Consider the following 20,815-nt stretch of genomic DNA (forward strand, 5'->3'; position numbering starts at 1 on the left):
CAAAGATACGCTTCTTGGGCACATGAGTTAGCCTATATAGCTACTGCCCGGGTGAATACGTGCGCTCGGCGTGCCGCTGCACGTCTTCGGGGTAGAACAGTACTTCCTTGAAATTCTCCTCGCAGTAGAGCGCGGCCTGGTCGCGGAAGTGGGAGGAATCGGGGTGGCTGCTCTCGCCGCCGGTCAGCACCGAGCGCGCCCGCACCCGGGGCCCAAACTCGACGACGGCAATAAAGCTGTTGCCCACCGTGCCGTAGCGCTTCGTGGTGCCCGGAAAAGTGCGCGAGCCATAGGCCGCCAACGAGCCCCAGGCCGACGAGGTGAAGGCCACGGGCAAGCTGGGCTGCCGGTCGTCGTAGGTTTCCTGAATGTTGCCGGTCAGGCGCTGAAACCGGTTGACTTCGCCCCAGGGCATTTTCCAGGTGCCAAAGTCCCGGGTGAGCTCAGCCTGCACCTCGGCCAGGGCGGCCAGCTTCTCCGAAGCCGTGGTGTGGGCAATGGTGAAGTCGGTGAACGTGAGGTTGTCGAAGCGTTGGTCGGGAGTGGTGCGGGCGCGGGCCAGCTTCTGGATTTTTTCTCCCCAGTAGATGGCCAGGGTCTGAGCTACCGACGCGTTGCTGTAGCGCAAATCCCAGCGACGGAGCACGGTGCGGGCTTCCTCCACGGCCGGGGGCTGGGGGCCGGCCTGCGCCGACAGCAGGGAAGGCAGCAGCTCCTCGAAGCCGGCCAGGTACGGGTCCTTGGCGGCGGCAATGAGCGTGTCGAGCGTAAAGGCTGCCCGGTGGCGGCGCAGCACCCGCACGGCATTGAGGCCGCGGTAGTTTTCGGCGTCGGGGGCCATGTAGGCTGGGTAACGGGCTTTGTCGGGGCTGCTGCCGGGGCCGGCCACGGTGAAGGGCGTGGAGTTGCAGTTCTGAATAAAGCCGCTGGCCGGGTTGCGCACCTGCACCAGTTCGCCCACCTTGTGCAGGCCGCGCCATTCGGTGGCCGGGTTGCTGCCGTCCACGGGCCGGCTCCAGTCGAATTTCGGGTTGCGGCGGGGCATGAAATTGCCGTGCCAGTAGGCAATGGTGCCCTTGGAGTCGGCAAAAACGGTGTTGTTGGAAGCGTTGCCATTGAGCTTCATGACTTTCCGGAAGCTGGCGTAGTCGGTGGCCTTGGTGCGCAGGTACGACTGCTCCAGGGCTTCCAGCGGCGTGTCCATCATGCGCACGGCCACCCAGTGCGCGTCGTCCTGCTGGCCCACCACCGGGCCGTGGTGGGTGCGGTAGGTGGTGAATTCGCGCCGCAGGAGCCGGCCGTCCTTGCGGTAGGCCAACGACACGGTGCCCACCTGCACCGGCCGGGTCTTGTTGCCGTAGCGGTACACGAACTTGCCGTCCTGCTGCTCGATGGTTTCCAGGTACTCGTCCATGGAGTCGGCATTGCTGGAGGTGTGCATCCAGCCGCAGTGCTCATTGAAACCCTGATACACGAAAAACTGCCCCCAGGTCACGGCCCCGTAGGCATTCAGCCCCGTTTGGCTGGTCACCTGCACCTCCGGCCGGAAATAAAACGAGGTGTGCGGGTTAATCAGCAGCAGGGCGTGGCCGGCGGCAGTGCGCTGGGGAGCAATGGCGAAACCGTTGGAGCCCGTCGGTTCCCGGTCGGGACGCTGGAAGTCGGTGTCGAGCCAGGAGCTCGACTTTTTCTGGCTGTAAAATGCCTGGAGCCGCTCCACCGACACCACGCTGATATTGCCGCCGATGCTGCCCTCGCTGAACATCAGCGGCATCCAGGGCTGGAAGCGGCGCAGCAGCCGGGGCCGCACGGTGGGGTGGGTGTGCAGGTAGTAGTTGGTGCCGGCCGCAAAGGCATCGAGTAGCTGCCGCATCCACTGGGGGCTTTTCTGGTAGACGCTGATGGCCTGGGTGCTGTCGAGAAACAGGCGGGCCCGCAGATCCTGGTAAAGGGCCGCCTCGCCCTCCACCTCGGCCAGCCGCCCGATGTTGACGATGTAGTTGTCTTCGACCCGGGCAAAGTCATCTTCGCACTGGGCATACAGCAGCCCAAACACGGCGTCGGCGTCAGTTTTGCCCGTAATGTGCGGCACGCCCCAGGTGTCGCGCGTGATGGTAACCTGCTGGGCCTGCTGCTGCCAGCTGGCTATTTCGGCGGCGCTGAACGCCTGGGCCCGGGTGCCGAGGGCGGCCAGGAGCAGCGTGAGGGTGCAAAGGAAGCGCATAGCAAGTAGCTTGGAAGTGAGGCTGCGGCACAGAGCGAGGGTCGCGGCCGGGTAGTTTCGGCCCGGACACGCCCGCAACGCTTTTTTCGTTGTGGTAGGCATGGCAAGCTATATAAAATCTGCAGGGCGCCGGAGCCGGCAGCTGCTTTCAAAAACGGTACTGCGCCGGTGGGCACTGAGGCTGGGGCTGCTGGTGGGCCTGGGCGCCGCGCCGGCCGAGCCCCGCGTGACGGAACGGGATTTCAGCGCCTATTTCGCGGCCTACGACCTGCAGGGTTCCTTTTTGCTGCTCGATGCCCGCACCGGACGCTACGCGGCCTACAACCCGGCCCGCTGCCGCCAGGGCTTCCTGCCCGCCTCCACCTTTAAGATTCCCAACACTCTGATCGGGCTCGAAACCGGGGCCATTCGGGATACGGCCGAGGTGTGTCGCTGGGACGGGGTGCCGCGCCGGTTTCCGCAGTGGAACCAGAATATGAGCATGGCCCAAGCCCTGCGCGTGTCGTGCGTGCCCTGCTACCAGCAACTGGCTCGCCGGGTAGGTGCCGCGCGGTACGGGCAGTGGCTGCCTCGGCTTCGGTTCGGACGCATGCAGGTCACGCCCGCCACCGTCGACACATTCTGGCTGGCCGGCTCGTCGCGCATCACCCAGTTTGAACAAATCGACTTTCTGCGCCGTCTGCAGCGTGGAGCCTTGCCCGTTACGTCCCGCAACCAGGAAATTACCCAGGCGTTGCTGGTGCTGGCGCGCGGGCCAGGCTGGACCCTGCGCGGCAAAACTGGCTGGACCATGCAGGCCGGCCGCGACAACGGCTGGTTTGTGGGCTGGGTGGAACAGAGAGGCCGCGCCTGCTTTTTTGCCCTGAACGCAGAGCCCCGCCGCGGCGCAGCTACCAACAAGTTTATTCAGGGCCGCCGCGCCGTCACGGAGCAGATTCTGCGGCAGGAGTTCGGGCTGCTGACCTCAGCCCAGTAAATTTTAGGGGGTGGAGGATAATGTGCGAGATTTTAAAGATTATGGGTGTGAGATATGAGGGGTGTTTGGACGTAAATGGCAATAATTTCAAAATTAGGCTTAGTATTGAAGGGGGGTATTTTTAAAATAAGCAACGTATTCAATATATTGCCCATGAAACGGCAGGGTGCCGTCGCACAACAACGGGTTATTACAAGGCTATGAGTACCGGCGCTGGTTTTCGATTTGGGTATGGGTTATTTGCCCTGCTTAGTCTGGTCATGTTCAGCTTTCTGGCGGCCTTTACTGAGGTAGCGCACCCCGTGGCTGCGGCTGGCTCGCTCAACACCGCCGACGTGGCCTGGATGCTCACCGCCACCGCCTTTGTGCTGATAATGACGCCCGGGCTGTCGTTTTTCTACGGCGGCATGGTCCGACCCAAAAATGTCATTTCCACCATGCTCCAGAGCTTCGTGGCCCTGGGCGTGATTTCGCTGGTCTGGTACTTTGTGGGATTTTCCCTCGCCTACGGCGACTCCTGGCGGGGGCTGATTGGCAACCCGCTCACGTTTGTGCTGCTGCGGGGCGTAGGCACGGCCCCGCACCCGGTGTTGTCACCCGGCATTCCATTTATCCTCTTTTTTGCCTTCCAGCTTAAGTTCGCCGTCATCACCCCGGCCCTGATTACGGGCTCCTTCGCCGAGCGGGTCCGCTTCAAGGGCTACCTAGCGTTTATGGTGCTGTTCTGCCTGTTTATCTACTGCCCCCTGGCCCACTGGACCTGGCATCCCGAAGGGTTTCTGCACCGCTGGGGCGTGCTGGATTTTGCCGGCGGCACGGTGGTGCACATTTCGGCCGGCATTGCGGCGCTGGCGGGGGCCCTAGTGCTGGGGCCCCGGTCGGGGCGGGCCAAGCATCAGGCTTTTTCCACGCCCAACGTGCCTTACGTGCTGCTCGGCACCGGCCTGCTGTGGTTTGGCTGGTTTGGCTTCAATGCCGGGTCGGCCCTGGGAGCCAACGAATTGGCGGCCCAGTCGTTCGTCAATACCAACCTGGCCTCGGCGGCGGCCCTGATTGCCTGGATGCTTATCGAACTGGCCCGTGGGGGCAAGCCCACGGCCGTAGGAGCCTGCATCGGGGCCGTGGTGGGGCTGGTGGCCATTACGCCCGCGGCCGGCTACGTCACCTACGGTCAAAGCATCCTGATTGGGGTGGTAGCTTCGCTGATCAGCCAAGCCGCCGTGCACTGGCAGACCCGCTACACCAGCATCGACGACACGCTCGACGTGTTTCCCTGCCACGGGCTGGGCGGCATCGTGGGCATGCTGCTCACGGGCGTCTTTGCCGAGAAAGGCGGACTGGTGCACGGCAGCGCTACGCTGTTTGGCTACCACGTGCTGGGCCTGCTGATTGTGGTAGCGTACACGTTTGTGGGCTCCTGGCTGCTGCTCAAGGTTACGGATGCCCTTTTCGGGCTGCGCGTGAAAGCCAGCGACGAAGAGCTGGGCCTCGACCTGAGCCAGCACGAGGAATCTACTTACCACATCGACGAGGAGTTTGAGCAAACCTACCGCAAAGAACCCGTCGTGGCGCAGGTATAACCAAGTCCTGATTCCGGGGGGACTCAGGCAGAAAAGGCCGTCGGAAGAGATTCTGGCGGCCTTTTCTAATGCGTGCTGGTGCCGGTTCAGCCTCCCATCTTGCTCAGGAAAAACGAGGCCAGAAAGCCCAGCACCGTAATTAGGCCGGTGAAATTGTGCGCCGTTTCGAAGGCCTCGGGAATCATTGTGTCGGCAATCATGGCCAGCACGGCGCCGGCGGCTACGGCCGTGGTGGCGGCCACCACCTCGGGCGAGAACTGGCTGAAAACCGAGTAGCCAGCCAACGACGCCACGCCCGAAATCAGCATGATGCCGGCCCAGAGCAAAAACACGTAGCGGGCCGGGCGGCCGGCTTTCTTCATCCCCGCCGAGCTGGAAAGGCCCTCCGGCAGGTTCGACATAAAAATAGCTACCACCGCCACCATGCTCACCGAGCCCCCGGCCAGCATGCTCAGCCCGATAACGATGCTTTCCGGAATGCCGTCGAGCAGGGCCCCGATGGCCAGGGCCATACCGTTGTCGTCGCCGGCCTCGGTGCCTTCTTTCTGCCCGGTCTGCACCTTTTCGCGCTCCGTGCGCTGGTGCTCCCCCGAGCGTTTGCGGTGCTTGGCGCCGGCGCGGGCCAGCACCCAGTTGGCCAGCGTGTAAGCCGCCGCTCCGCCCACAAAGCCCAGGGCCGTGGAGTCGAGCCCGCCCTTTTTGTAGGCTTCCTCCATCAGCTCGAGGGAGAGCGTTGAAATCAGTACGCCGCTGCCGAAGGCCATTACGGCGGCAATCAGGCGCTGGGGTACGTGGGCGTAGTAGCCAATAGCGGCACCGAGCAGCAGAGCCGAGCCCGAAACCAGTCCCCAAAAACCGGCCAGAGCCCAGGTAGGAAAAGTCATAGTGAAAGAATAATGAGCGGGTAAAAAGCTGGGCCGTTATACGTGCCCGCGGCCCAGGGTTACGCGCCGGCCGCTGGTCCGCTGTTCTGGTAGCGGTCCAGCACGGCCAGCAGGGTGGCCGCGTCCACCGTGGGCAGGTTCACTTTCTTGAAGGGCGCCGCGTGGCCCGCCAGCAGCGTGAGGCTGGACTTACTGACGCCAAATACCTCGGCTAGATAGGCCAGCAGGCAGGCGTTGGCCCGGCCATCCTGGGCAGGAGCCTGCAAGCGCACGGTCACGGAGCCGTCGGGGGCCACCAGCAACTGGTTGGCGCGGGCGTTGGGTTTGGCTTTGAGGTGCAGAATGGCCACGTCGCTTAGGCCGGGGAGTTGTAGGCGTCGTACACGTTCCAGGCCCAGATGCCGAAGGGCACAACCAGGGTCCAGGCCAGCAGAAAGCCGATGGCGCCGCCCACGACCCAGATGATAAACGCCTTCACCAGCTGCCCCAGGCCGGAAATTATGAAGGAAAAATGGGCGGGCACTCCGTAGGTTGGTCGCATGGGTGACGTTGTGAAAGAGGACGCTGTCGAAAGGCAGACAGCAATACGTAATAATAACGTTTCACGCCTTCACCGCTTCGCCGCCCAGGCGGGCTTGCCCGAAGGGGCACTGGTCCAGCACTACGCACCGCCCGCAGGCCGGGGCGTGGAAGTAGCAGCATTTCTGCCCGTGAAACATGAAGGCCTCGTGGTGGTCGTAGACCTGCTGGGCGTTCCAGTCGGGCGGGAGCAGGGCTTCGAGCAGCTTATGAGCCGGTCCTTCGCCCACCTTGGGGCCGATGAGCCCGAGGCGCTGGGCCACGCGGTGGTGGTGGCTGTCGACGGGCATGGCCGGGATGCGCAGGGTGCTGAAAAGCAGGGTGGCGGCGCTGGTTTTGGGCCCGACCCCGGAAATCGACTCCAGCCAGGCCCGGGCCTCGGCCACGGGCTGGTCGGCCAAAAAATCGAGGTTGCAGGGGCCGCCGCAGCGGGCACTTACTTCGCGCAGCACGGCCTGCAGGCGCGGCGCTTTTTGTTCGGGCCAGGTGCAGGGGCTGATGGCGGCTTCTACTTCCGCCACGGGCGCGTCGCGCACCTCGTCCCAGGTGGGAAACCGCGCCCGCAGCTGCTGGTAGGCCCGGTGCGAGTCGGCATTCTTGGTGCGGTGAGAAAGCAGGGCGCTGATAAGCTCACTCAGGGCGTCTTTGTCGCTGAAAAAGCGAAACGGCGCCCCGTAGGCGGCGCACAGCCGCTCGTGGACCAGCAGGGCCTTGGCCTGGAGGGTGGCAAAGTCGGGAAGGGTGGGGGCGGAGGAAGCGGGCATGGTAGCGGCTTACGCAGCCCGGGCCCGCCGGGGTTTGCTACTGAGCGCGGTTGTAGAGGGCAATGGCCTGCTTGATGTTGCGCTGCTGCTTGCTCTGCACGATTACCGGGATAATGGAGAAGGGCAGGGCCGCAAACATCAGCGGCGACACGCTGGGGCCGCTGCCGTCGTTGCGCAGGGAGCTGACCAGGCCGGCCACCAGCAGGCCCCCGGCCGCCACGTAGCTGGCCGTGGCGTAGCGCTGGTAGCGGCGGGCGTCGAGCAGCAGGGCCGTACTGGCGGGGTTGTCGGCGGTGGCCAGGGCCAGGTTTTTCACACTCATGTCCTGCACCGGGCCGTTGTCCTTGGTGAAATACTCGGTCTTGACCGTGCGGTACACCGGCCCACCCATGCCGTAGCCCCCGTAACCATAGCCGCCGTAGCGCCCGTAGCCCGGCCCGTAGCCGCCGTAGTTGCCGGCGTACTGGGAGCTGAGGATTGAGTACAGGCTGATGCGCCCGATTTTGTCGCGGCGCAGGGTGGTTTCGCGGGACGAGCCGGGCAGGATGGCGCGCACGTAGTGGCCCGTCTCGTCGTCGTAATATTTTACCTCACTCATGTCGAGGCGCTGCTGCCCGTCGAGCAGCAGAAAGGAGCGGCCAAACACGGGCTGCTTTACTTCCACGTCGTAAACGCGGTAGACTTGGCCATTTTTCAGGCCTACGGAGTAGCGCGAAGGAGCGGTGGGCGCGGCCACGTCGGAGCCGGTGATGGCAGCGGGTGCCGGCACTGGCACGGCGGCCGGAGTGGGCGCCGGGCGCCGGGCGGGCTGCTGCCGGGTGGAGTCGGGCAGGCTGGGCAGGGTGTTGAGCTGGCGGGGCGTGGTTTGGGCCTGGGCCAGCGGGGTGGTGGCCCACAGGGGCAGCAGCAGGAAAAGAAGGCGGGCGCGCATAGGAGAGGACGTGAGGAGCAGCAAAAAACGGAGCGTCGGTGGAGTTTTGGTGAAGCCCTGCTCCGCCGGTTCGCTACAACGCGTTGCCAGGGCGAAACAACACTTTTCACCGGAAAAAACCACGGAGCCGCCCGGCCGGGTTCCGCCCTTACTTCAGCAGGCGCTCCAGCAGACTGATGCTGTCGACCATGTCGGTGCTGGTTTCAAAGTCCAGGGGCTTGATGATGTAGCCTTCCACGCCCAGGTTCTGGGCGCTGAGCCGGTCCACGTCCATGGCCGAGGTAGTGATGACGAACACCGGAATATGGCGCAGGTCCTCGTGCTGGCGAATTTCGGTCAGAAACTCGTGCCCGTTCATTTTGGGCATGTTCAAATCCAGCAGAATCACTTCCGGCAGTGGACTGATGGCTTCCATGCCGTTACGGCCCAGCAGCATGTCCAGGGCCTCCAGGCCGTTGAAGGCCGTGTGGAGGTGGTGCTGAACACTGAATTTTTCGAAGGACTTTTTCACGGTCATCGTGTCAAAAAAGTCGTCTTCCACGAGCAGAACGGAGCGCATAACGGTAGGGTCAGGAGAAGAATAGAAGCAGGTCGAGCGGGCGGCGTTACACAAAGCGGGCCGGAATCGGGAATTACGCCATTTTGCCGGTAACCGGCTGCTTGGGCCAGGTAAAAATAAAGGCCGCGCCCTGGCCTTCCGCCGAACTGACGCGCATCGTACCCTTCTGCTCATCAATGATTTTCTTGACGATGCTCAGCCCGATGCCGGTGCTTTCGGCCGTATTTCGGTCGCGCAGGGTCTGAAACATCAAAAAGATCTTCTCGTGGTAAGCCGGCGCAATGCCCGGGCCGTCGTCGGCGACGGTAAATTCGTAGTCTTTGCGGTTTTCCTGGCAACGGACCGTGATGGTGCCCGCGCCCCGGTGGTGGTACTTGACGGCGTTGCTGAACAGGTTGGTAAACACCTGCTGGAGGCTGAGCCGGTCGGTGAAAAACGTGGGCAGCGAGTCGGGAAGCTCTACTTTGAAATCGGGCGGTACCACCAGATCCGTGACTTCGCTCACGAGCTGGCGCACATCTACTTCCTCCGTTTTCTGCTCGGTGCGCCCGATGCGGGCGTAGGCCAGCAGGCCGTTGATGAGGTCTTCCAGGCGCGCCAGCCGGCCCTTCATCATGTCCAAGTACTGATGCATCTGCGGACTGAGCTCGGTGGCCAGCTCGTCCTCAATCCATTTCACGATGGTCGTCACGCCCCGCAACGGGGCCTTCAAGTCGTGGGAAGCCACGTAGGCAAATTGATCCAGCTCCTTATTGCGGTTTTCGAGGGCCCCGAAGCTTTCGTCGAGCCGCTGGGTCATGCGGTTGAGCAGGTTAGCCAAATTGCCCAGGCTGTCCTTTTCCTTGTCCTTGATTTTGACCGTGTAGTCGCCGTCGAGAACCTGGGCGGCGAGGTGCTCCACGATTTCGATGCGGCGGGCGGTGTCCTGGTTGGTGAGCGTGAGTTCCTGCTGCAGCTGCTCATTGGCCGTGAGCTCGCGCGAAATCTTGAAAAACAGCCACAGCACGATGATAATGGCCAAAATGGCCGACACCACAATGGCAATGGGCGCCACCGAGGCGTAGAAAGCCTGGCCTTGGTTGCGCTGCTGGAGCAGCATAGTCTCTTCCCGGGTGATGCGCCCGATCAGCCGGCGCAGCACCTCAATGCGGCCCCGGTCGGCCTGCACCAGGTCGCGGGCGGCGGTGGGGCTGGGCGGGCGCTGCAGCCAGGTGCCCAGCAACTGGCGCTCCTCCCGCACCAGCCGGTTCAGGGTATCGAGGCGCAGCTGTTGGGGGCCGTTGTCGGCCGTCAGGCGTTCGAGCTGGGCGGCAGCCAGCTGGCCGTCGCGCACCGACCGTTGGTACATGCTCTGGTAAGTGGTATCGTTGAGCAGCAGGTAGCTGCGCACGTACATCTGCCCGTCGCGGGTGTGCTGGCTGATCTGGCTGGAAGCGCGCAGGGTTTCGTAGGTGTGCTCCACCATGCGAGTGTAGAAAGCCAGCTTCTGAATGCTGTAGTAAGCAGTCAGGGACGTGGCCAGCAGCATGGTAAGGGCAATGCCGAAGCCGAGGATAATTTTGGTATTAAGCTTGAGGCGCATAGGCAGCGAAGTGGAAAAACAGGGGCCGTCAGGCTCCCAACGTAAGCTGAGCCGGTAAGTTAGGCCCTATCTTCGTCCTTTCACCCGCCGCTTTCCGCCATGCCCGCCGCCGACCTTATCACCAGCCCCCAGAATCCGCGCATCAAGAACCTGCTTCGGCTCCAGCAGAAGCCCGCCGAGCGGCGCGCTCAGGACCTGACCATCATCGAGGGGCACCGGGAGCTGACCATTGCCCACCAGGCGGGCGTGGCGGTGCAGGCGTTGTTTGTGTGCCCCGAGCTGGCCGGCGAAACCAAAATGCGGGAGCTGGAAAGCCGGTTTGGGCAGCTTACAGAGTGGTTTTCGGTGTCCCGGGCCGTGTTCGAGAAAGTAGCGTACCGGGAAGGCTCCGACGGCGTGCTGGCCCTGGCCCGGCCCCCACGCCGCACCCTCACCGACCTGGAGCTGCCCCGCAACCCGCTGCTGCTGGTGCTGGAGGCGGTAGAGAAGCCCGGCAACTTGGGCGCCATCCTGCGCACCGCCGACGCGGCCCAGGCCGACGCCGTCATCATCTGTGACCCGCGCACCGACCTCTACAATCCCAACGCCATCCGCTCCAGCATCGGCTGCATCTTCACGGTACCCACCGTGGCTACCACCCGCGCCGAGCTGCTGGAATGGTGCGCCCAGCGCGGCATCCGCACCTACGCGGCCGCCCTCACCGACCACGCCCGGCCCTACACCGAGTTCGACTTTCGCGGTCCTACGGCCTTCGTGATGGGCACCGAAGCCGACGGCCTGACCCCGGAGCTTATGCACGCCTGCGACCAGACCATCATCATCCCGATGGGCGGCTACATCGACTCGCTCAACGTGAGCACCGCTACGGCCATCCTGACCTTCGAAGCCGTGCGCCAGCGCAGCTAAGCCGGCTCAAAGGACTGCTGCTTAACCCAACGGCCCCCTGCTCTGGGAAGAACAGGGGGCCGTTGGGTTAAGCAGCCTACGGGAAGGGAGCCGCTAACGGGCTATTTCCACCCAACCTTTGAGCACGCCCCCGCAGTCGGAGGGCGGGCTGACTTCGTAGTAGTAAACGCCCATGGGCAGCCCTTCGCCCTGCCAGTCGTTGGCGTAGGCGCCGCTCTGGTAGACCATTCTTCCCCAGCGGTTGAACACTTTCAGCTTGCTGCCGGCCAGCGTGCCCGGCAGGCGGAAGGCATCGTTGAACGTGTCATTGTTGGGGGTAATAACGTTGGGCAGCTCCAGCTTCTCCAGGCTGCCTACCACCTCAAAATCGATTTGGTAGGAGCACCCCGACAGGTCAACGATGCGGACGATATAGTGCCCGGTTTTTTTGACGTGCTGAAGGGTACGGGTTTTTTCGCCCGTCGACCACTGGTAGGAAGTGGCGGCGGTGCCCGCGTCCAGGATTAGCTCGCTGTTGCAGTTCAGTGGTATCGTCTGCTGGCTGCTGGTCGGGGGATTTCCGCCCTGCACCACCTCGAAATCAATCTGGTACGGGCAGCTGGCGGGATCCAGAATGCGCACGATGTAGTGCCCGGGCTGGTTGACGCGCAGGATGGTGCGCGTCTTTTCGCCCGTCGACCACTCGTAGGCCGCCGCTTCCACCCCCGCGTCCAGCGTCAGGTTCGCGTTGCAGTTCAACGACAGCGTGCGGTGCTCGTCGGCCGGCACGCGCTTTACCGTCACCGTGGTGCGGGTAGTATCGGCGGTGCGGCCGCAGCCCGTCAGCACGCGCCGGGCAATGAGCTGCACCTGGTAGGTGCCGGCGTTGGCAAACACGTGGCTGGGGGAGCGGGCCGTGTCGAGGGCGCTGCCGTCGCCAAAATTCCAGGAGTAGGTTTTGGCACCCACGCTGGTGTTGGTGAACTGCACCTGATAGGGCGCGCAGGCCGCTGGTACTGGGGCTACCGCCGCCTTGAAGTCGGATATCAGCGCCCCGTTGACGCTAAACTTGAAGATGGCCCCGTCGTTGCTGAACGTGCGCTTGATGGGGGCCACTACGCCGGGGGAAGTAGGGTAGTCGGAAGCCGTGGTGCACTCAATGTGAGTCAGAATGCCGGACCGGGTAATCTGGCTGGAGGCCGCGGGGTGCAGGTGCGTGGAGAAGTCGTTGAGGCTGCCAAAGAATGACCCGTACGACATGCTCTGGGCGCTGGGATTCAACGAGCAGAGGTAGATGCTGCGAAACGAGCGGCTGAAGGCATCGCTGGTAGTAGGCTGATTGATACCCTGGCTGGCGTAGGCGCTGAACATGATCTGGTCGCAGTCGGTCATGCCGAAGGCCGTAACGCCGGAAACGGGGCCGCCGAAGCTGTTGTTGTTGCTGGTTGCAATGCGGGTGGAGTAGGCCGTGGCGCTCAACGTCTGGTTCAGGCAGTGGATAAATACCGACTGACTGTTGAAATTGCCGCTGAAGGAAAAGGCGCCGGTGCTGACGGGGTAGGAACCCAGGGTTTCACCAGCTACGCATACTCGTCCCTGCGAATCAAAGTCCAGGAAGCGGGCCGACTCAATATTGTTGGTGCCTAGGTAGGTGGAGGCCAGTAGGGTGTTGCCGGTGGCGCTCAGGTTGGTCACGTACCCGTCGATGCCGCCGGGTTGCAGCCGGTTCAGGGCCGTGGCCGTGGTGGGAAAATTGTTGCTTTCGGTTTGCCCGCACACGTAGAGCGTGCCGTTGGCCGCCACCCGAATGTCGTGCACCTGGTCGTTGCTGCCGCCACCCAGGTACGTCGACCAGATCATGGTCGACAAGCTCGAGTTGAGTTTGCTGACGAAGCCGTCGGTGGTGAAGCCGCTCAGGGAGGGCGCCACGGTTTGCAGGCCCGCCAGAATGGGGTAGTCGCGGGAGGTGGTGGTACTGCCAACGAGAATGTTGCCGGCGGCGTCCAGGGTCAGGGCCGCGGGAATGCTCGACAGACTGCCGGCTTCTTGGGCGCTGCCGCCCAGGTAAGTGGAGCCCAGCAGGCTGGTGCCGGAGGCCGAAAAGTGGGTGATGCACAAATCCTGCGACCCGCGCAGCTGACGCTGGTAGGCGCTGGCCGTCACCGGGTAGTTGTTGGCGCTGGTTATTCCCACAATGTGGAGTTCGCCGGCGGCATTCACGAGCAGCTTCAGCGGATACTCGCTGTAGCCGCTGGGCCCGCCGCTGCCGAAGCCGCCCAGGTAGGTGGAGTAGAGCAGCGTGCGGCCGTCGGGGCTGAACTTGGAAATGCCCATGTTGCCTACCTGCCCGTTCACCTGGAAAGCCCCGACCGTGACGGGGTAGGGGGTGCCAATTACGAGGCCGGCGGAGTAGACGTTGCCGGCCGCATCCGAGGCCGTGCAGTTGGCCGATAAGCCCCCGGTGGTGCCGGAATACGTGCAGAAAATCAGCGTCGGGTCGATGATGAGGGGGCGCTGGTGGTCGTAGGTGCCGGTCAGCTCGAAGCTCACTTCCTGGCCGCGGAGGCGGAAGCGGCAGGCCACCAGCTCCCGCTGCCCGTTGGGGCCCAACTGGTAGGCCACCGGGGCCTGCTCAGTTTGTATGCCGAGGCTGGTGTGGAGCTGAAGCTGCCCGTTGTAGAGGGTGAGCTGGTCGAGGCCCTCGTAGCGCATGCGGATGGCGCCCGGGTCGGCGCCGGGGGCCACTTCGAAGTCGTACTCGAGCTGGTCGGCTTCCGAATGCCAGAGCATGTCGATGCCGGCGTACACCTGGCGGTAGCGCAGCTGCCCGAATTCGGGGACGTGGCTGGCCCACTGCTGCGGGTCATTGCCCAGAAAGTAGTTTTGGTAAGTTTCGCTCGGGGCTTCCCCGCTGATAACGGGGGTGGTCTGAGACCCCACGAGCTGCATGCGGAAGGCGTGGCCCTTGCGGGGCTGGGGCTTGGCGGGAGCGGCGTGCGGCTCAGGGCTGCCCTCCACGATGGAGTAGGTGAAGCGGGAGTTTTCGAAAAACAGCCGCCCACCCGGAATAGTAGTGCTGTAGCGCACCTGCGCGGGCCACTGGCGCTGGTTGGGAGCAAAGCTGAAAGCGGGGCCCGGGCCGGCCGTGGCCAGCAGCGCGGAAAGCAGTAAACTGAGGGTAAGCAGTAGCCTCATAGCAAAAAGATAAAGGTGGGGAAGTCGATAAAAAGACGTTCAACAGTGCCGCTAATAGTGTAAAGTGGGCATTCTTGAACGCTGACAAAGTTGGCCAATCCTGGGCAAGTATTCTAGAGGCCAGCAATCTAATTGCTGAGCAGGCCGGGGAGCAATTGGTTGCATCACTGTGCAGCACTTCGGCATCCCCGCAACCCGTCTCTACCCCCGCGGGCCCGGCGCCGTAAGACCGCTCCAAACTACCCTTACTTTCCCTCCATGACTCAGCACCGCACCTTCCGCATTCACGGCCGCGTTCAGGGCGTCTTCTTCCGTCAGAGCACCCGGCAGCAGGCCCAGCAATTGGGCCTCACCGGCTATGCCCGCAACAATGCCGACGACACCGTGACCATTGAAGCCGAGGGCCCGGCCGCCGCCCTCGACCAACTCGAAGCCTGGTGCCGCCAGGGACCCCCGGCCGCCCGGGTCGACAAAGTGGAAGTGGAGCCGGGGCCAGTGCAGCAGTACGCCACGTTCGAAGTTCGGCGCTAGGCGGCGGGTTCCTGTCGCAGGCGCAGCACTCCCGGAATATCCACCGCGGCGGGCAGCACGCCGGTACGGGCAAAGTCGGTCCAGAGCTGGCGCACCTGCCGGCCGGCAGCGTCTACTCTCTCCCAGGACGAGGCTCCGAGCAACGCCGTGGCCGCCCAGCCCGCGCGAGTGCCCAGCAGTAGGGGCAAATCGACGGTGTGGGCCGCGCCCAGGGCCGGCCCCGCCGGGCTGAACAGCACCTCGAAGCGGTAAGCGCGTCCGCCGGCTTCGGACTGCCGCCGGGCAAACGTTCGGGCCGGCTTGAGGTAAATCCGGTTGGAGGTGATGCGCACCAAGGCCCGCGTCAGCAGCCCGCCCACCACTGGCACGCGCTCAATCCAGGCCAGGCGCGGGTCGATGAAGGCGAAGAACCGGGTTTCCTCGGCCGTGGCCCCTACCAGCACATCGACGGCCGGGGCCACGGCCCGCCAGGCTTGCTCCACATCTGCTTCGGCTGGCAAGGGGTAGGCGCCGTACTGGGTGCCGAAGGGCATGCCGCTTTTCAGCCCAAACCGGCGTACGGCCTGGTTAACGGACTCTTCCCGGGCCAGCACCTGCGCCACGTCCGCCGCGGGCTCCACGTCGCCGACGGCGGCCCGCATAGCTTGGGTCATGGCCCCGCGGTTGGGCGCCAGCCCCAGCGGGGCGCTGTGCAGGATAACGCGCCGGAACAAGCCTGCCGTGCCTTCGGCCACCATGAGGTGGGCAATGGCGTCGGCCCCGGAGGAATGGCCCAGCAGGGTGACCAGGGCCGGGTTGCCCCCGAAGGCTGCGCTGTTGCGCTGCACCCAGCGTAGGGCTTCCCGCAAGTCGAGCAGACCCAGGTTGGGCGGGCTGCCGCCAGGGCCACCCAGAAAGCCCAGCAGCCCAAGCCGGTAAGTCACAGCCACGAAGACTACCCGCTGCTCCTGCACCAGGGCGGCGGGGTCGTATAGGGGCACGTCGCCGGCCCCCGTCACGTAGGAGCCCCCGTGCACCCACACCAGCACGGGCAGGGTTTCGCCGGGGCGGAAGTCGGCGGGGCGGGTTACGGACAGGCGCAGGCAGTCCTCGTCGAAGGTGGCATCGGCGTAGAAGTCACCAAAGGCCACGGCCAGGCGCGGGTCGGCCACCTGCGGGCAGGCCGGCGCCGCCGCCGTGGCCAGAATTGGCTCAACGGCGGCGGGTTCGGCTACCGGGGGCTGAAACCGGGCGGCCCGGGCGTACCGAATGCCGGTAGCTCGTACCACGGGGCCGTCGGTCCAGCCGATAATGGTGCCCGCCGGGGCGTGAAACTGGGGAGCAGAAGCTGCGGACATGGCGGATTAGATACGAATTACTCCCCGAGCTGCCGCGGAGAAAAACGGCAGGGCCCGGGACAAAAAAAGGGGCCGCGCATGGCGGCCCCTTTTTGCAACTGAATAGACTATAATCTAGTCAACCTTCTTGGCCGAGCGCAGACGCTCGTTTTCGTCGAGCAGGATTTTGCGCATCCGCATCGACTTCGGCGTTACCTCCAGGTACTCATCCTTCTGGATGTATTCCATGGCTTCTTCCAGCGAGAACTGACGCTTCGGGATAATCTTGGCGTTGTCGTCGGAGCCGGAAGCACGCATGTTGGTGAGCTTCTTGCCTTTCTGGATGTTGATGGTCAGATCGTTGGGGCGGGTGTGCTCGCCGATAACCTGGCCAGCGTACACTTCTTCGCCCGGATCAACGAAGAACTCGCCGCGGTCCTGCATCTTGTCGATGGTGTACGCGGTGCCGGCACCGGTGTCCATCGAAATCAGCGAACCAGCAATACGGCCGGGAATTACGCCTTTGTAGGGCTCGTAGGCAGCAAAGCGGTGGTTCATGATGGCCTCACCAGCGGTGGCGGTCAGCACGTTGTTGCGCAGACCGATCAGGCCGCGGGCCGGAATGTTGAACTCCAGGTGCTGCAGGTCGCCCTTGGGCTCCATGATGGTCAGCTCGCCCTTGCGCATGGTCACCAGCTCGATAACCTTACCGGCGGTTTCCTCCGGCACGTCCACCACGAGGTGTTCGATGGGCTCGGTGCGGTTGCCGTTTTCGTCCTCGCGGAACAGTACCTGGGGCTGGCCTACCTGCAGCTCGAAGCCTTCGCGACGCATGGTCTCGATGAGCACCGACAAGTGCAGAATGCCGCGGCCGTACACCAGGAAGGTGTCTTCGCGGTCGGTTTCCTTCACGCGCAGGGCCAGGTTTTTCTCGGTTTCCTTGAACAGCCGGTCCCGCAGGTGGCGCGAGGTCACGAACTTGCCTTCCTTGCCGAAGAAGGGCGAGTTGTTGATGGTGAACAGCATGTTCATCGTCGGCTCGTCGATGCTGATGGTGGTCAGCCCTTCGGGGTTTTCGGCGTCGGCGAGGGTGTCGCCGATGTCGAAGCCTTCGATGCCGGTCACGGCGCAGATTTCGCCCGAGCTCACCTCGGCTACTTTCGTGCGGCCGAGGCCTTCAAACACCTGCAGCTCCTTGATCTTCACTTTCTTGATGGTGCCGTCGCGCTTCACCAGGCTCATGTTGGCGCCTTCGCGCAGCGTACCGCGGTGCACGCGGCCAATGGCGATACGACCCACGAACGAGGAGTAGTCGAGCGAGGTCACCTGCATCTGCGGGGTGCCTTCCAGAGTCGGAGCCGGCGGAATGGAGGCCACCACGGCGTCGAGCAGCGGAATGATGCTGTCGGTTTTGGTTTTCCAGTCGGTGCTCATCCAGCCCTGCTTCGAAGAGCCGTACAGGGTCACGAAATCCAGCTGGTCTTCGTTGGCGCCCAGGTTGAACATGAGGTCGAATACCTGCTCGTGCACCTCGTCGGGGCGGCAGTTTTCCTTGTCGACTTTGTTGACCACCACAATCGGCTTCAGGCCCAGGTCGATGGCTTTGCCCAGCACGAAACGGGTCTGGGGCATGGCGCCTTCGAAGGCGTCGACGAGCAGCAGCACGCCGTCGGCCATCTTGAGCACGCGCTCCACCTCACCGCCGAAGTCGGCGTGACCGGGGGTGTCGATGATGTTGATTTTAACGTCCTTGTAGCGGACGGACACGTTCTTGGAAACGATGGTGATGCCCCGCTCGCGCTCCAGGTCGTTGTTGTCGAGGATCAGGTCGTCGAACTGCTGGTGCTCGTCGAATAGCTTCGAGGCGTGAATGATTTTGTCCACGAGCGTGGTCTTGCCGTGGTCAACGTGCGCAATGATTGCGATATTCCGGATGTTCTGCATACAAAGGGTTTTCCGGGCGCAAAGGTACGGAATGTTTAGCGCAAAAACTCAGGGACTTAAAATGTTAACTTCCTGAGGCTGAAACCCAGGAGCCAAGCCGAACCGAACTGTGGGCCGGCCGCGTATGTTTCCCTGTCGACGCCGGCCACTTTGCCGGCGGCCGAATTTCGTCTAACTCCCTTCCCTTGTATGCGTTCCTCCCTGTTGATTCTCCTGTTTTCGGCCCTCACGCTCAACTCGGCCTGCTCCCAGAAAAAGAGCAGCCGCGACGCCAAGATGGACCTTTCCGACTCGCCCCGACCCGTCACCGGTCCCAGCGCCGCCGCCAAGGCCTACCCCAAGCCCCAGGTCGTGACCGGCAAGCCCGACGAGTTTCCGATCCGCAAAACCGACGCCGAGTGGAAAAAGCTGCTCACTCCCGATCAGTACTACATTCTGCGCCAGCAGGGCACCGAGCGGGCCTTCACCGGCAAGTACCACGACAACCACGCCAAGGGCAACTACTACTGCGCCGCCGACCACAACCTGCTGTTTTCCTCGGAAACCAAGTTTGAGTCGGGCACGGGCTGGCCGAGCTTCTGGGCCCCGGCCACCAACGCCAGCCTGAAAGTGACGGCCGACAATTCCCTGGGCATGAGCCGCGACGAAATTGTGTGTGCCAAGTGCGGCGGCCACCTCGGCCACGTCTTCAACGACGGCCCCAAGCCCACCGGCCTGCGCTACTGCATGGATGGCAACGCCATGCTGTTCGAGAAGAAATAGCCCGCGCCCGGCACCACGCAGAAAGGTCGGCCGGCAGCAGTTGCCCGCCGGCCTTTTTTGTGGCCGAAAAAATATAGCCCGAACTTTGCAGCGGCGCCCGACCCGTCTTGGGCGTTATCCTTGTCATCAACTGCGGATTCCGGTCCGCCGCGCGCCATGTCTACTACCACCACCGACCACATCCAGACCTTGCACGAACAGCTGGCCCCGGCCCGGGCCCAGCTCGTGTCGCACAGCGTGTACCAGGGCCTGCACACCCTGGAAGATCTGCGCCAGTTTATGGAGCACCACGTGTTTGCTGTCTGGGACTTTATGTCCTTGCTCAAGTGCCTGCAGCGCGACCTGACCTGCGTGACCGTGCCCTGGGTGCCGCGGGGCAACCCGGCCACTCGCCGTCTGATCAACGAAATCGTGCTCGAAGAAGAAACCGACGTGGACCAGCACGGGCAGCCGGCCAGCCATTTTGAGATGTATCTGCGGGCCATGGAAGAGTGCGGGGCCGACACCCAGCCTATCCGCCGCCTGCTCGACGCGCTGTCGGTGGGCGAGTCGGTGGAGCAGGCCCTGCTGCTGGCCGACGCGCCCTACGCCGTGCAGCAGTTCGTGCTCAGCACCTTTCACGTTATCAACTCGGGCAACCCCCACGCCGTGGCTGCCGCCTTCACCTTCGGCCGCGAAGACGTGATTCCCGACATGTTTCGCCACCTCATTGCCGACCTGAGCCAGCGTTTTCCCGGCCAGCTCGACACGTTTATCTACTACCTCGACCGGCACATTCAGCTCGACGAAGAGGTGCACACGCCCCTGGCTGAGCAGATGGTGCGCGAGCTGTGCGGCTCCGACGCCCAGCGCTGGGACGACTGCCGCGACGTGGCCAACCGCTGCATGCAGGCCCGGGTGGCCCTCTGGAACGGTATTCGGCAGACGCTCAGCACGCCGGTGGAGCGGGGCGCTTAACTTCCGGTGCTCAATGTGCGTTAGGTTAACGTAGTCCCACAGCGGGGCTGCGTTAGCCTCCTGCACCATGAAATTCTCCCCGATTTATACCGGCTTGGCCTTGCTGCTGGGCGCCTGCACGGCCACCCAGGAAAGTGCTGGCGAAGTGGACCGCGCCCCGGTGCCTACCACCATTCGCTCCGACGCCGACCGGCAGGCCGTCTACAACAGCAATGCCGGCTACGGGGGCTCGGTGCCCGACGCTACGCCGGGCCGGGTGAATCTGGGCGAGCAGGCCAGCGGCACCAACGCCCGCAAGCGGGTGGAAACCGTGAATACCAACGACCCCAACAACACCACGCCCGAAACCCGCCTGCGCCGCCTTAACGACGCTCCCACGGACACGCTGCGGCGCCCCTGAACAAAGGCCGGCCCGCCCCTCAGAACACGAGGAGCGGGCCGGCAAGGGCAGCAGCGTTGCTTTATGGTCTAGCTGACATCGGCAGCCGTAGCGGTATTGTCGGCGGCTGGTGAGGCCGGCGTCTGAGGCTTGGGGCTGCGCTTGACGGCAGCCGCGGCCGACGGGCGGGCCGTCCGGCTACGGCTGGGCGCCGGCGCGGAAACGGCGGCAGGACGGGCAACCGGCTTGCGGGTGGCAGTTCCAGCAGCGGCTGCCGCGGGCTGAGCGGCCCGGGAAGGACGGCTGCGGGCTGGGGCTACGGCCGGGCTGGGCAATGCTGAAATGCTGTCGGAGGCGGCGGGAGTGCCGGTTTCGTTGGTCCGCACTATCGTGTGCAGGGCCTGCTCAAACAGCTGCTGGGTGTCTTGGTCGAGGCGGCGGGTGGCGTCTTTCACCACTTCCCGGAGCTTGTCTTTCGTTTCCTTGCGGATGCGCTTGACGACTTCGGAAATGCGGCCGTCCAGCTCTTTCTGCAGCTGCTTGGCGGCCAGCTTCAACGACTTTTTCTGGTCGGCTTTCTTACCGGACTTCACCGCTTTCACGGTATCTGGGCTTTTGGCAGCGGCTTTGGCGGCCTTGCGCTGCGCTTTCTCAGCCGGATCTTTCTTGGCCTTTTTCTCGGAAGGCGCCGAAGCAGACTTTTTCATAGGACGGGAGAGGGGAAGGGTGAAGTCGGGAAGTGTGGTGGAGCTTGTACTCAAATATAA

General features: G+C 63.7%; 19 protein-coding genes. 7 read left to right on the forward strand and 12 right to left on the reverse strand.

The window, feature by feature from the left end; genetic code table 11:
- Positions 1-40: 40 nt before the first annotated feature.
- The gene (locus EWM57_RS06300; RefSeq protein ID WP_129920289.1) at positions 41-2,224 is read right to left on the reverse strand and encodes a penicillin acylase family protein; all 2,184 of its coding nucleotides are present in this window, start codon (positions 2,222-2,224) and stop codon (positions 41-43) included.
- 100 nt (positions 2,225-2,324) lie between these two features.
- On the opposite strand from EWM57_RS06300, the gene EWM57_RS06305 reads away from it, so the two are divergent.
- On the forward strand, positions 2,325-3,200 hold the full coding sequence (locus tag EWM57_RS06305; RefSeq protein WP_129920290.1) for a class D beta-lactamase: 876 nt from the start codon (positions 2,325-2,327) through the stop codon (positions 3,198-3,200).
- Between the two features lie 260 nt (positions 3,201-3,460).
- The gene (locus tag EWM57_RS06310) at positions 3,461-4,780 is read left to right on the forward strand and encodes an ammonium transporter (RefSeq protein WP_129920291.1); all 1,320 of its coding nucleotides are present in this window, start codon (positions 3,461-3,463) and stop codon (positions 4,778-4,780) included.
- Positions 4,781-4,866: 86 nt separating this feature from the next.
- Here EWM57_RS06310 and EWM57_RS06315 read toward each other — a convergent pair whose 3' ends face one another.
- The 7 genes from EWM57_RS06315 to EWM57_RS06345 all read right to left on the reverse strand — a co-directional run bounded on the left by EWM57_RS06315 (position 4,867) and on the right by EWM57_RS06345 (position 10,079).
- Positions 4,867-5,664: a ZIP family metal transporter gene (locus tag EWM57_RS06315; protein WP_129920292.1), complete on the reverse strand. Its 798-nt coding sequence runs from the start codon at positions 5,662-5,664 to the stop codon at positions 4,867-4,869.
- A 59-nt stretch (positions 5,665-5,723) separates the two neighbouring features.
- A complete protein-coding gene (locus EWM57_RS06320) occupies positions 5,724-6,014 on the reverse strand; it encodes a DUF167 domain-containing protein (RefSeq protein WP_165370435.1) in 291 nt (96 codons plus the stop codon).
- 5 nt (positions 6,015-6,019) lie between these two features.
- Entirely contained in the window at positions 6,020-6,205 is a 186-nt protein-coding gene (locus tag EWM57_RS06325; RefSeq protein WP_129920294.1) for a hypothetical protein, read from the reverse strand.
- Positions 6,206-6,266: 61 nt separating this feature from the next.
- On the reverse strand, positions 6,267-7,007 hold the full coding sequence (locus EWM57_RS06330) for an endonuclease III domain-containing protein (RefSeq protein ID WP_129920295.1): 741 nt from the start codon (positions 7,005-7,007) through the stop codon (positions 6,267-6,269).
- A gap of 37 nt (positions 7,008-7,044) precedes the next feature.
- Positions 7,045-7,938, reverse strand: a complete 894-nt coding sequence (locus EWM57_RS21375) for a hypothetical protein (RefSeq protein WP_207218273.1) — start codon at positions 7,936-7,938, stop codon at positions 7,045-7,047.
- Between the two features lie 148 nt (positions 7,939-8,086).
- Positions 8,087-8,497 carry a response regulator gene (locus EWM57_RS06340; protein ID WP_129920296.1) on the reverse strand — a complete coding sequence of 137 codons (411 nt, stop codon included), beginning with the start codon at positions 8,495-8,497 and terminating at the stop codon, positions 8,087-8,089.
- A 73-nt stretch (positions 8,498-8,570) separates the two neighbouring features.
- The gene (locus EWM57_RS06345; RefSeq protein WP_129920297.1) at positions 8,571-10,079 is read right to left on the reverse strand and encodes a sensor histidine kinase; all 1,509 of its coding nucleotides are present in this window, start codon (positions 10,077-10,079) and stop codon (positions 8,571-8,573) included.
- Between the two features lie 99 nt (positions 10,080-10,178).
- Here EWM57_RS06345 and EWM57_RS06350 point away from each other — a divergent pair, with 99 nt between their 5' ends.
- Positions 10,179-10,985, forward strand: coding sequence for a TrmH family RNA methyltransferase (locus tag EWM57_RS06350; protein WP_129920298.1), 807 nt, complete (start codon positions 10,179-10,181; stop codon positions 10,983-10,985).
- A 93-nt stretch (positions 10,986-11,078) separates the two neighbouring features.
- Here the strand turns inward: EWM57_RS06350 and EWM57_RS06355 are convergent, their stop codons facing one another.
- Positions 11,079-14,159, reverse strand: a complete 3,081-nt coding sequence (locus EWM57_RS06355) for a DUF7948 domain-containing protein (protein WP_129920299.1) — start codon at positions 14,157-14,159, stop codon at positions 11,079-11,081.
- A 258-nt stretch (positions 14,160-14,417) separates the two neighbouring features.
- Between EWM57_RS06355 and EWM57_RS06360 the strand changes: the two genes are divergently transcribed.
- Positions 14,418-14,690, forward strand: a complete 273-nt coding sequence (locus EWM57_RS06360) for an acylphosphatase (protein WP_129920300.1) — start codon at positions 14,418-14,420, stop codon at positions 14,688-14,690.
- Here the strand turns inward: EWM57_RS06360 and EWM57_RS06365 are convergent.
- Together EWM57_RS06365 and typA are read right to left on the reverse strand one after the other, a co-directional pair.
- Positions 14,687-16,027, reverse strand: a complete 1,341-nt coding sequence (locus EWM57_RS06365; protein WP_129920301.1) for a carboxylesterase family protein — start codon at positions 16,025-16,027, stop codon at positions 14,687-14,689. The genes EWM57_RS06360 and EWM57_RS06365 overlap by 4 nt on opposite strands.
- A gap of 114 nt (positions 16,028-16,141) precedes the next feature.
- Positions 16,142-17,950 carry a translational GTPase TypA gene (typA, locus tag EWM57_RS06370; RefSeq protein WP_129920302.1) on the reverse strand — a complete coding sequence of 603 codons (1,809 nt, stop codon included), beginning with the start codon at positions 17,948-17,950 and terminating at the stop codon, positions 16,142-16,144.
- Positions 17,951-18,139: 189 nt separating this feature from the next.
- On the opposite strand from typA, the gene msrB reads away from it, so the two are divergent.
- The 3 genes from msrB to EWM57_RS06385 all read left to right on the forward strand — a co-directional run bounded on the left by msrB (position 18,140) and on the right by EWM57_RS06385 (position 20,069).
- A complete protein-coding gene (gene msrB / locus EWM57_RS06375) occupies positions 18,140-18,712 on the forward strand; it encodes a peptide-methionine (R)-S-oxide reductase MsrB (RefSeq protein ID WP_129920303.1) in 573 nt (190 codons plus the stop codon).
- A 156-nt stretch (positions 18,713-18,868) separates the two neighbouring features.
- On the forward strand, positions 18,869-19,669 hold the full coding sequence (locus tag EWM57_RS06380; protein ID WP_129920304.1) for a DUF3050 domain-containing protein: 801 nt from the start codon (positions 18,869-18,871) through the stop codon (positions 19,667-19,669).
- A 67-nt stretch (positions 19,670-19,736) separates the two neighbouring features.
- Positions 19,737-20,069 carry a hypothetical protein gene (locus tag EWM57_RS06385; protein WP_129920305.1) on the forward strand — a complete coding sequence of 111 codons (333 nt, stop codon included), beginning with the start codon at positions 19,737-19,739 and terminating at the stop codon, positions 20,067-20,069.
- Positions 20,070-20,137: 68 nt separating this feature from the next.
- On the opposite strand, the gene EWM57_RS06390 is transcribed toward EWM57_RS06385, so the two are convergent.
- Positions 20,138-20,755: a hypothetical protein gene (locus EWM57_RS06390; protein WP_129920306.1), complete on the reverse strand. Its 618-nt coding sequence runs from the start codon at positions 20,753-20,755 to the stop codon at positions 20,138-20,140.
- Positions 20,756-20,815 lie beyond the last annotated feature (60 nt).

This window comes from Hymenobacter persicinus (assembly GCF_004167665.1).
Lineage (GTDB): Bacteria > Bacteroidota > Bacteroidia > Cytophagales > Hymenobacteraceae > Hymenobacter > Hymenobacter persicinus.

Coding starts and splice junctions, on each gene's coding strand:
- EWM57_RS06300 (WP_129920289.1), bottom strand. CDS start 2,224: ATGCGCTTCCTTTGCACCCTCACGCTGCTCCTGGCCGCCCTCGGCACC.
- EWM57_RS06305 (WP_129920290.1), top strand. CDS start 2,325: ATGGCAAGCTATATAAAATCTGCAGGGCGCCGGAGCCGGCAGCTGCTT.
- EWM57_RS06310 (WP_129920291.1), top strand. CDS start 3,461: ATGTTCAGCTTTCTGGCGGCCTTTACTGAGGTAGCGCACCCCGTGGCT.
- EWM57_RS06315 (WP_129920292.1), bottom strand. CDS start 5,664: ATGACTTTTCCTACCTGGGCTCTGGCCGGTTTTTGGGGACTGGTTTCG.
- EWM57_RS06325 (WP_129920294.1), bottom strand. CDS start 6,205: ATGCGACCAACCTACGGAGTGCCCGCCCATTTTTCCTTCATAATTTCC.
- EWM57_RS06330 (WP_129920295.1), bottom strand. CDS start 7,007: ATGCCCGCTTCCTCCGCCCCCACCCTTCCCGACTTTGCCACCCTCCAG.
- EWM57_RS21375 (WP_207218273.1), bottom strand. CDS start 7,938: ATGCGCGCCCGCCTTCTTTTCCTGCTGCTGCCCCTGTGGGCCACCACC.
- EWM57_RS06340 (WP_129920296.1), bottom strand. CDS start 8,497: ATGCGCTCCGTTCTGCTCGTGGAAGACGACTTTTTTGACACGATGACC.
- EWM57_RS06345 (WP_129920297.1), bottom strand. CDS start 10,079: ATGCGCCTCAAGCTTAATACCAAAATTATCCTCGGCTTCGGCATTGCC.
- EWM57_RS06350 (WP_129920298.1), top strand. CDS start 10,179: ATGCCCGCCGCCGACCTTATCACCAGCCCCCAGAATCCGCGCATCAAG.
- EWM57_RS06355 (WP_129920299.1), bottom strand. CDS start 14,159: ATGAGGCTACTGCTTACCCTCAGTTTACTGCTTTCCGCGCTGCTGGCC.
- EWM57_RS06360 (WP_129920300.1), top strand. CDS start 14,418: ATGACTCAGCACCGCACCTTCCGCATTCACGGCCGCGTTCAGGGCGTC.
- EWM57_RS06365 (WP_129920301.1), bottom strand. CDS start 16,027: ATGTCCGCAGCTTCTGCTCCCCAGTTTCACGCCCCGGCGGGCACCATT.
- typA (WP_129920302.1), bottom strand. CDS start 17,950: ATGCAGAACATCCGGAATATCGCAATCATTGCGCACGTTGACCACGGC.
- msrB (WP_129920303.1), top strand. CDS start 18,140: ATGCGTTCCTCCCTGTTGATTCTCCTGTTTTCGGCCCTCACGCTCAAC.
- EWM57_RS06380 (WP_129920304.1), top strand. CDS start 18,869: ATGTCTACTACCACCACCGACCACATCCAGACCTTGCACGAACAGCTG.
- EWM57_RS06385 (WP_129920305.1), top strand. CDS start 19,737: ATGAAATTCTCCCCGATTTATACCGGCTTGGCCTTGCTGCTGGGCGCC.
- EWM57_RS06390 (WP_129920306.1), bottom strand. CDS start 20,755: ATGAAAAAGTCTGCTTCGGCGCCTTCCGAGAAAAAGGCCAAGAAAGAT.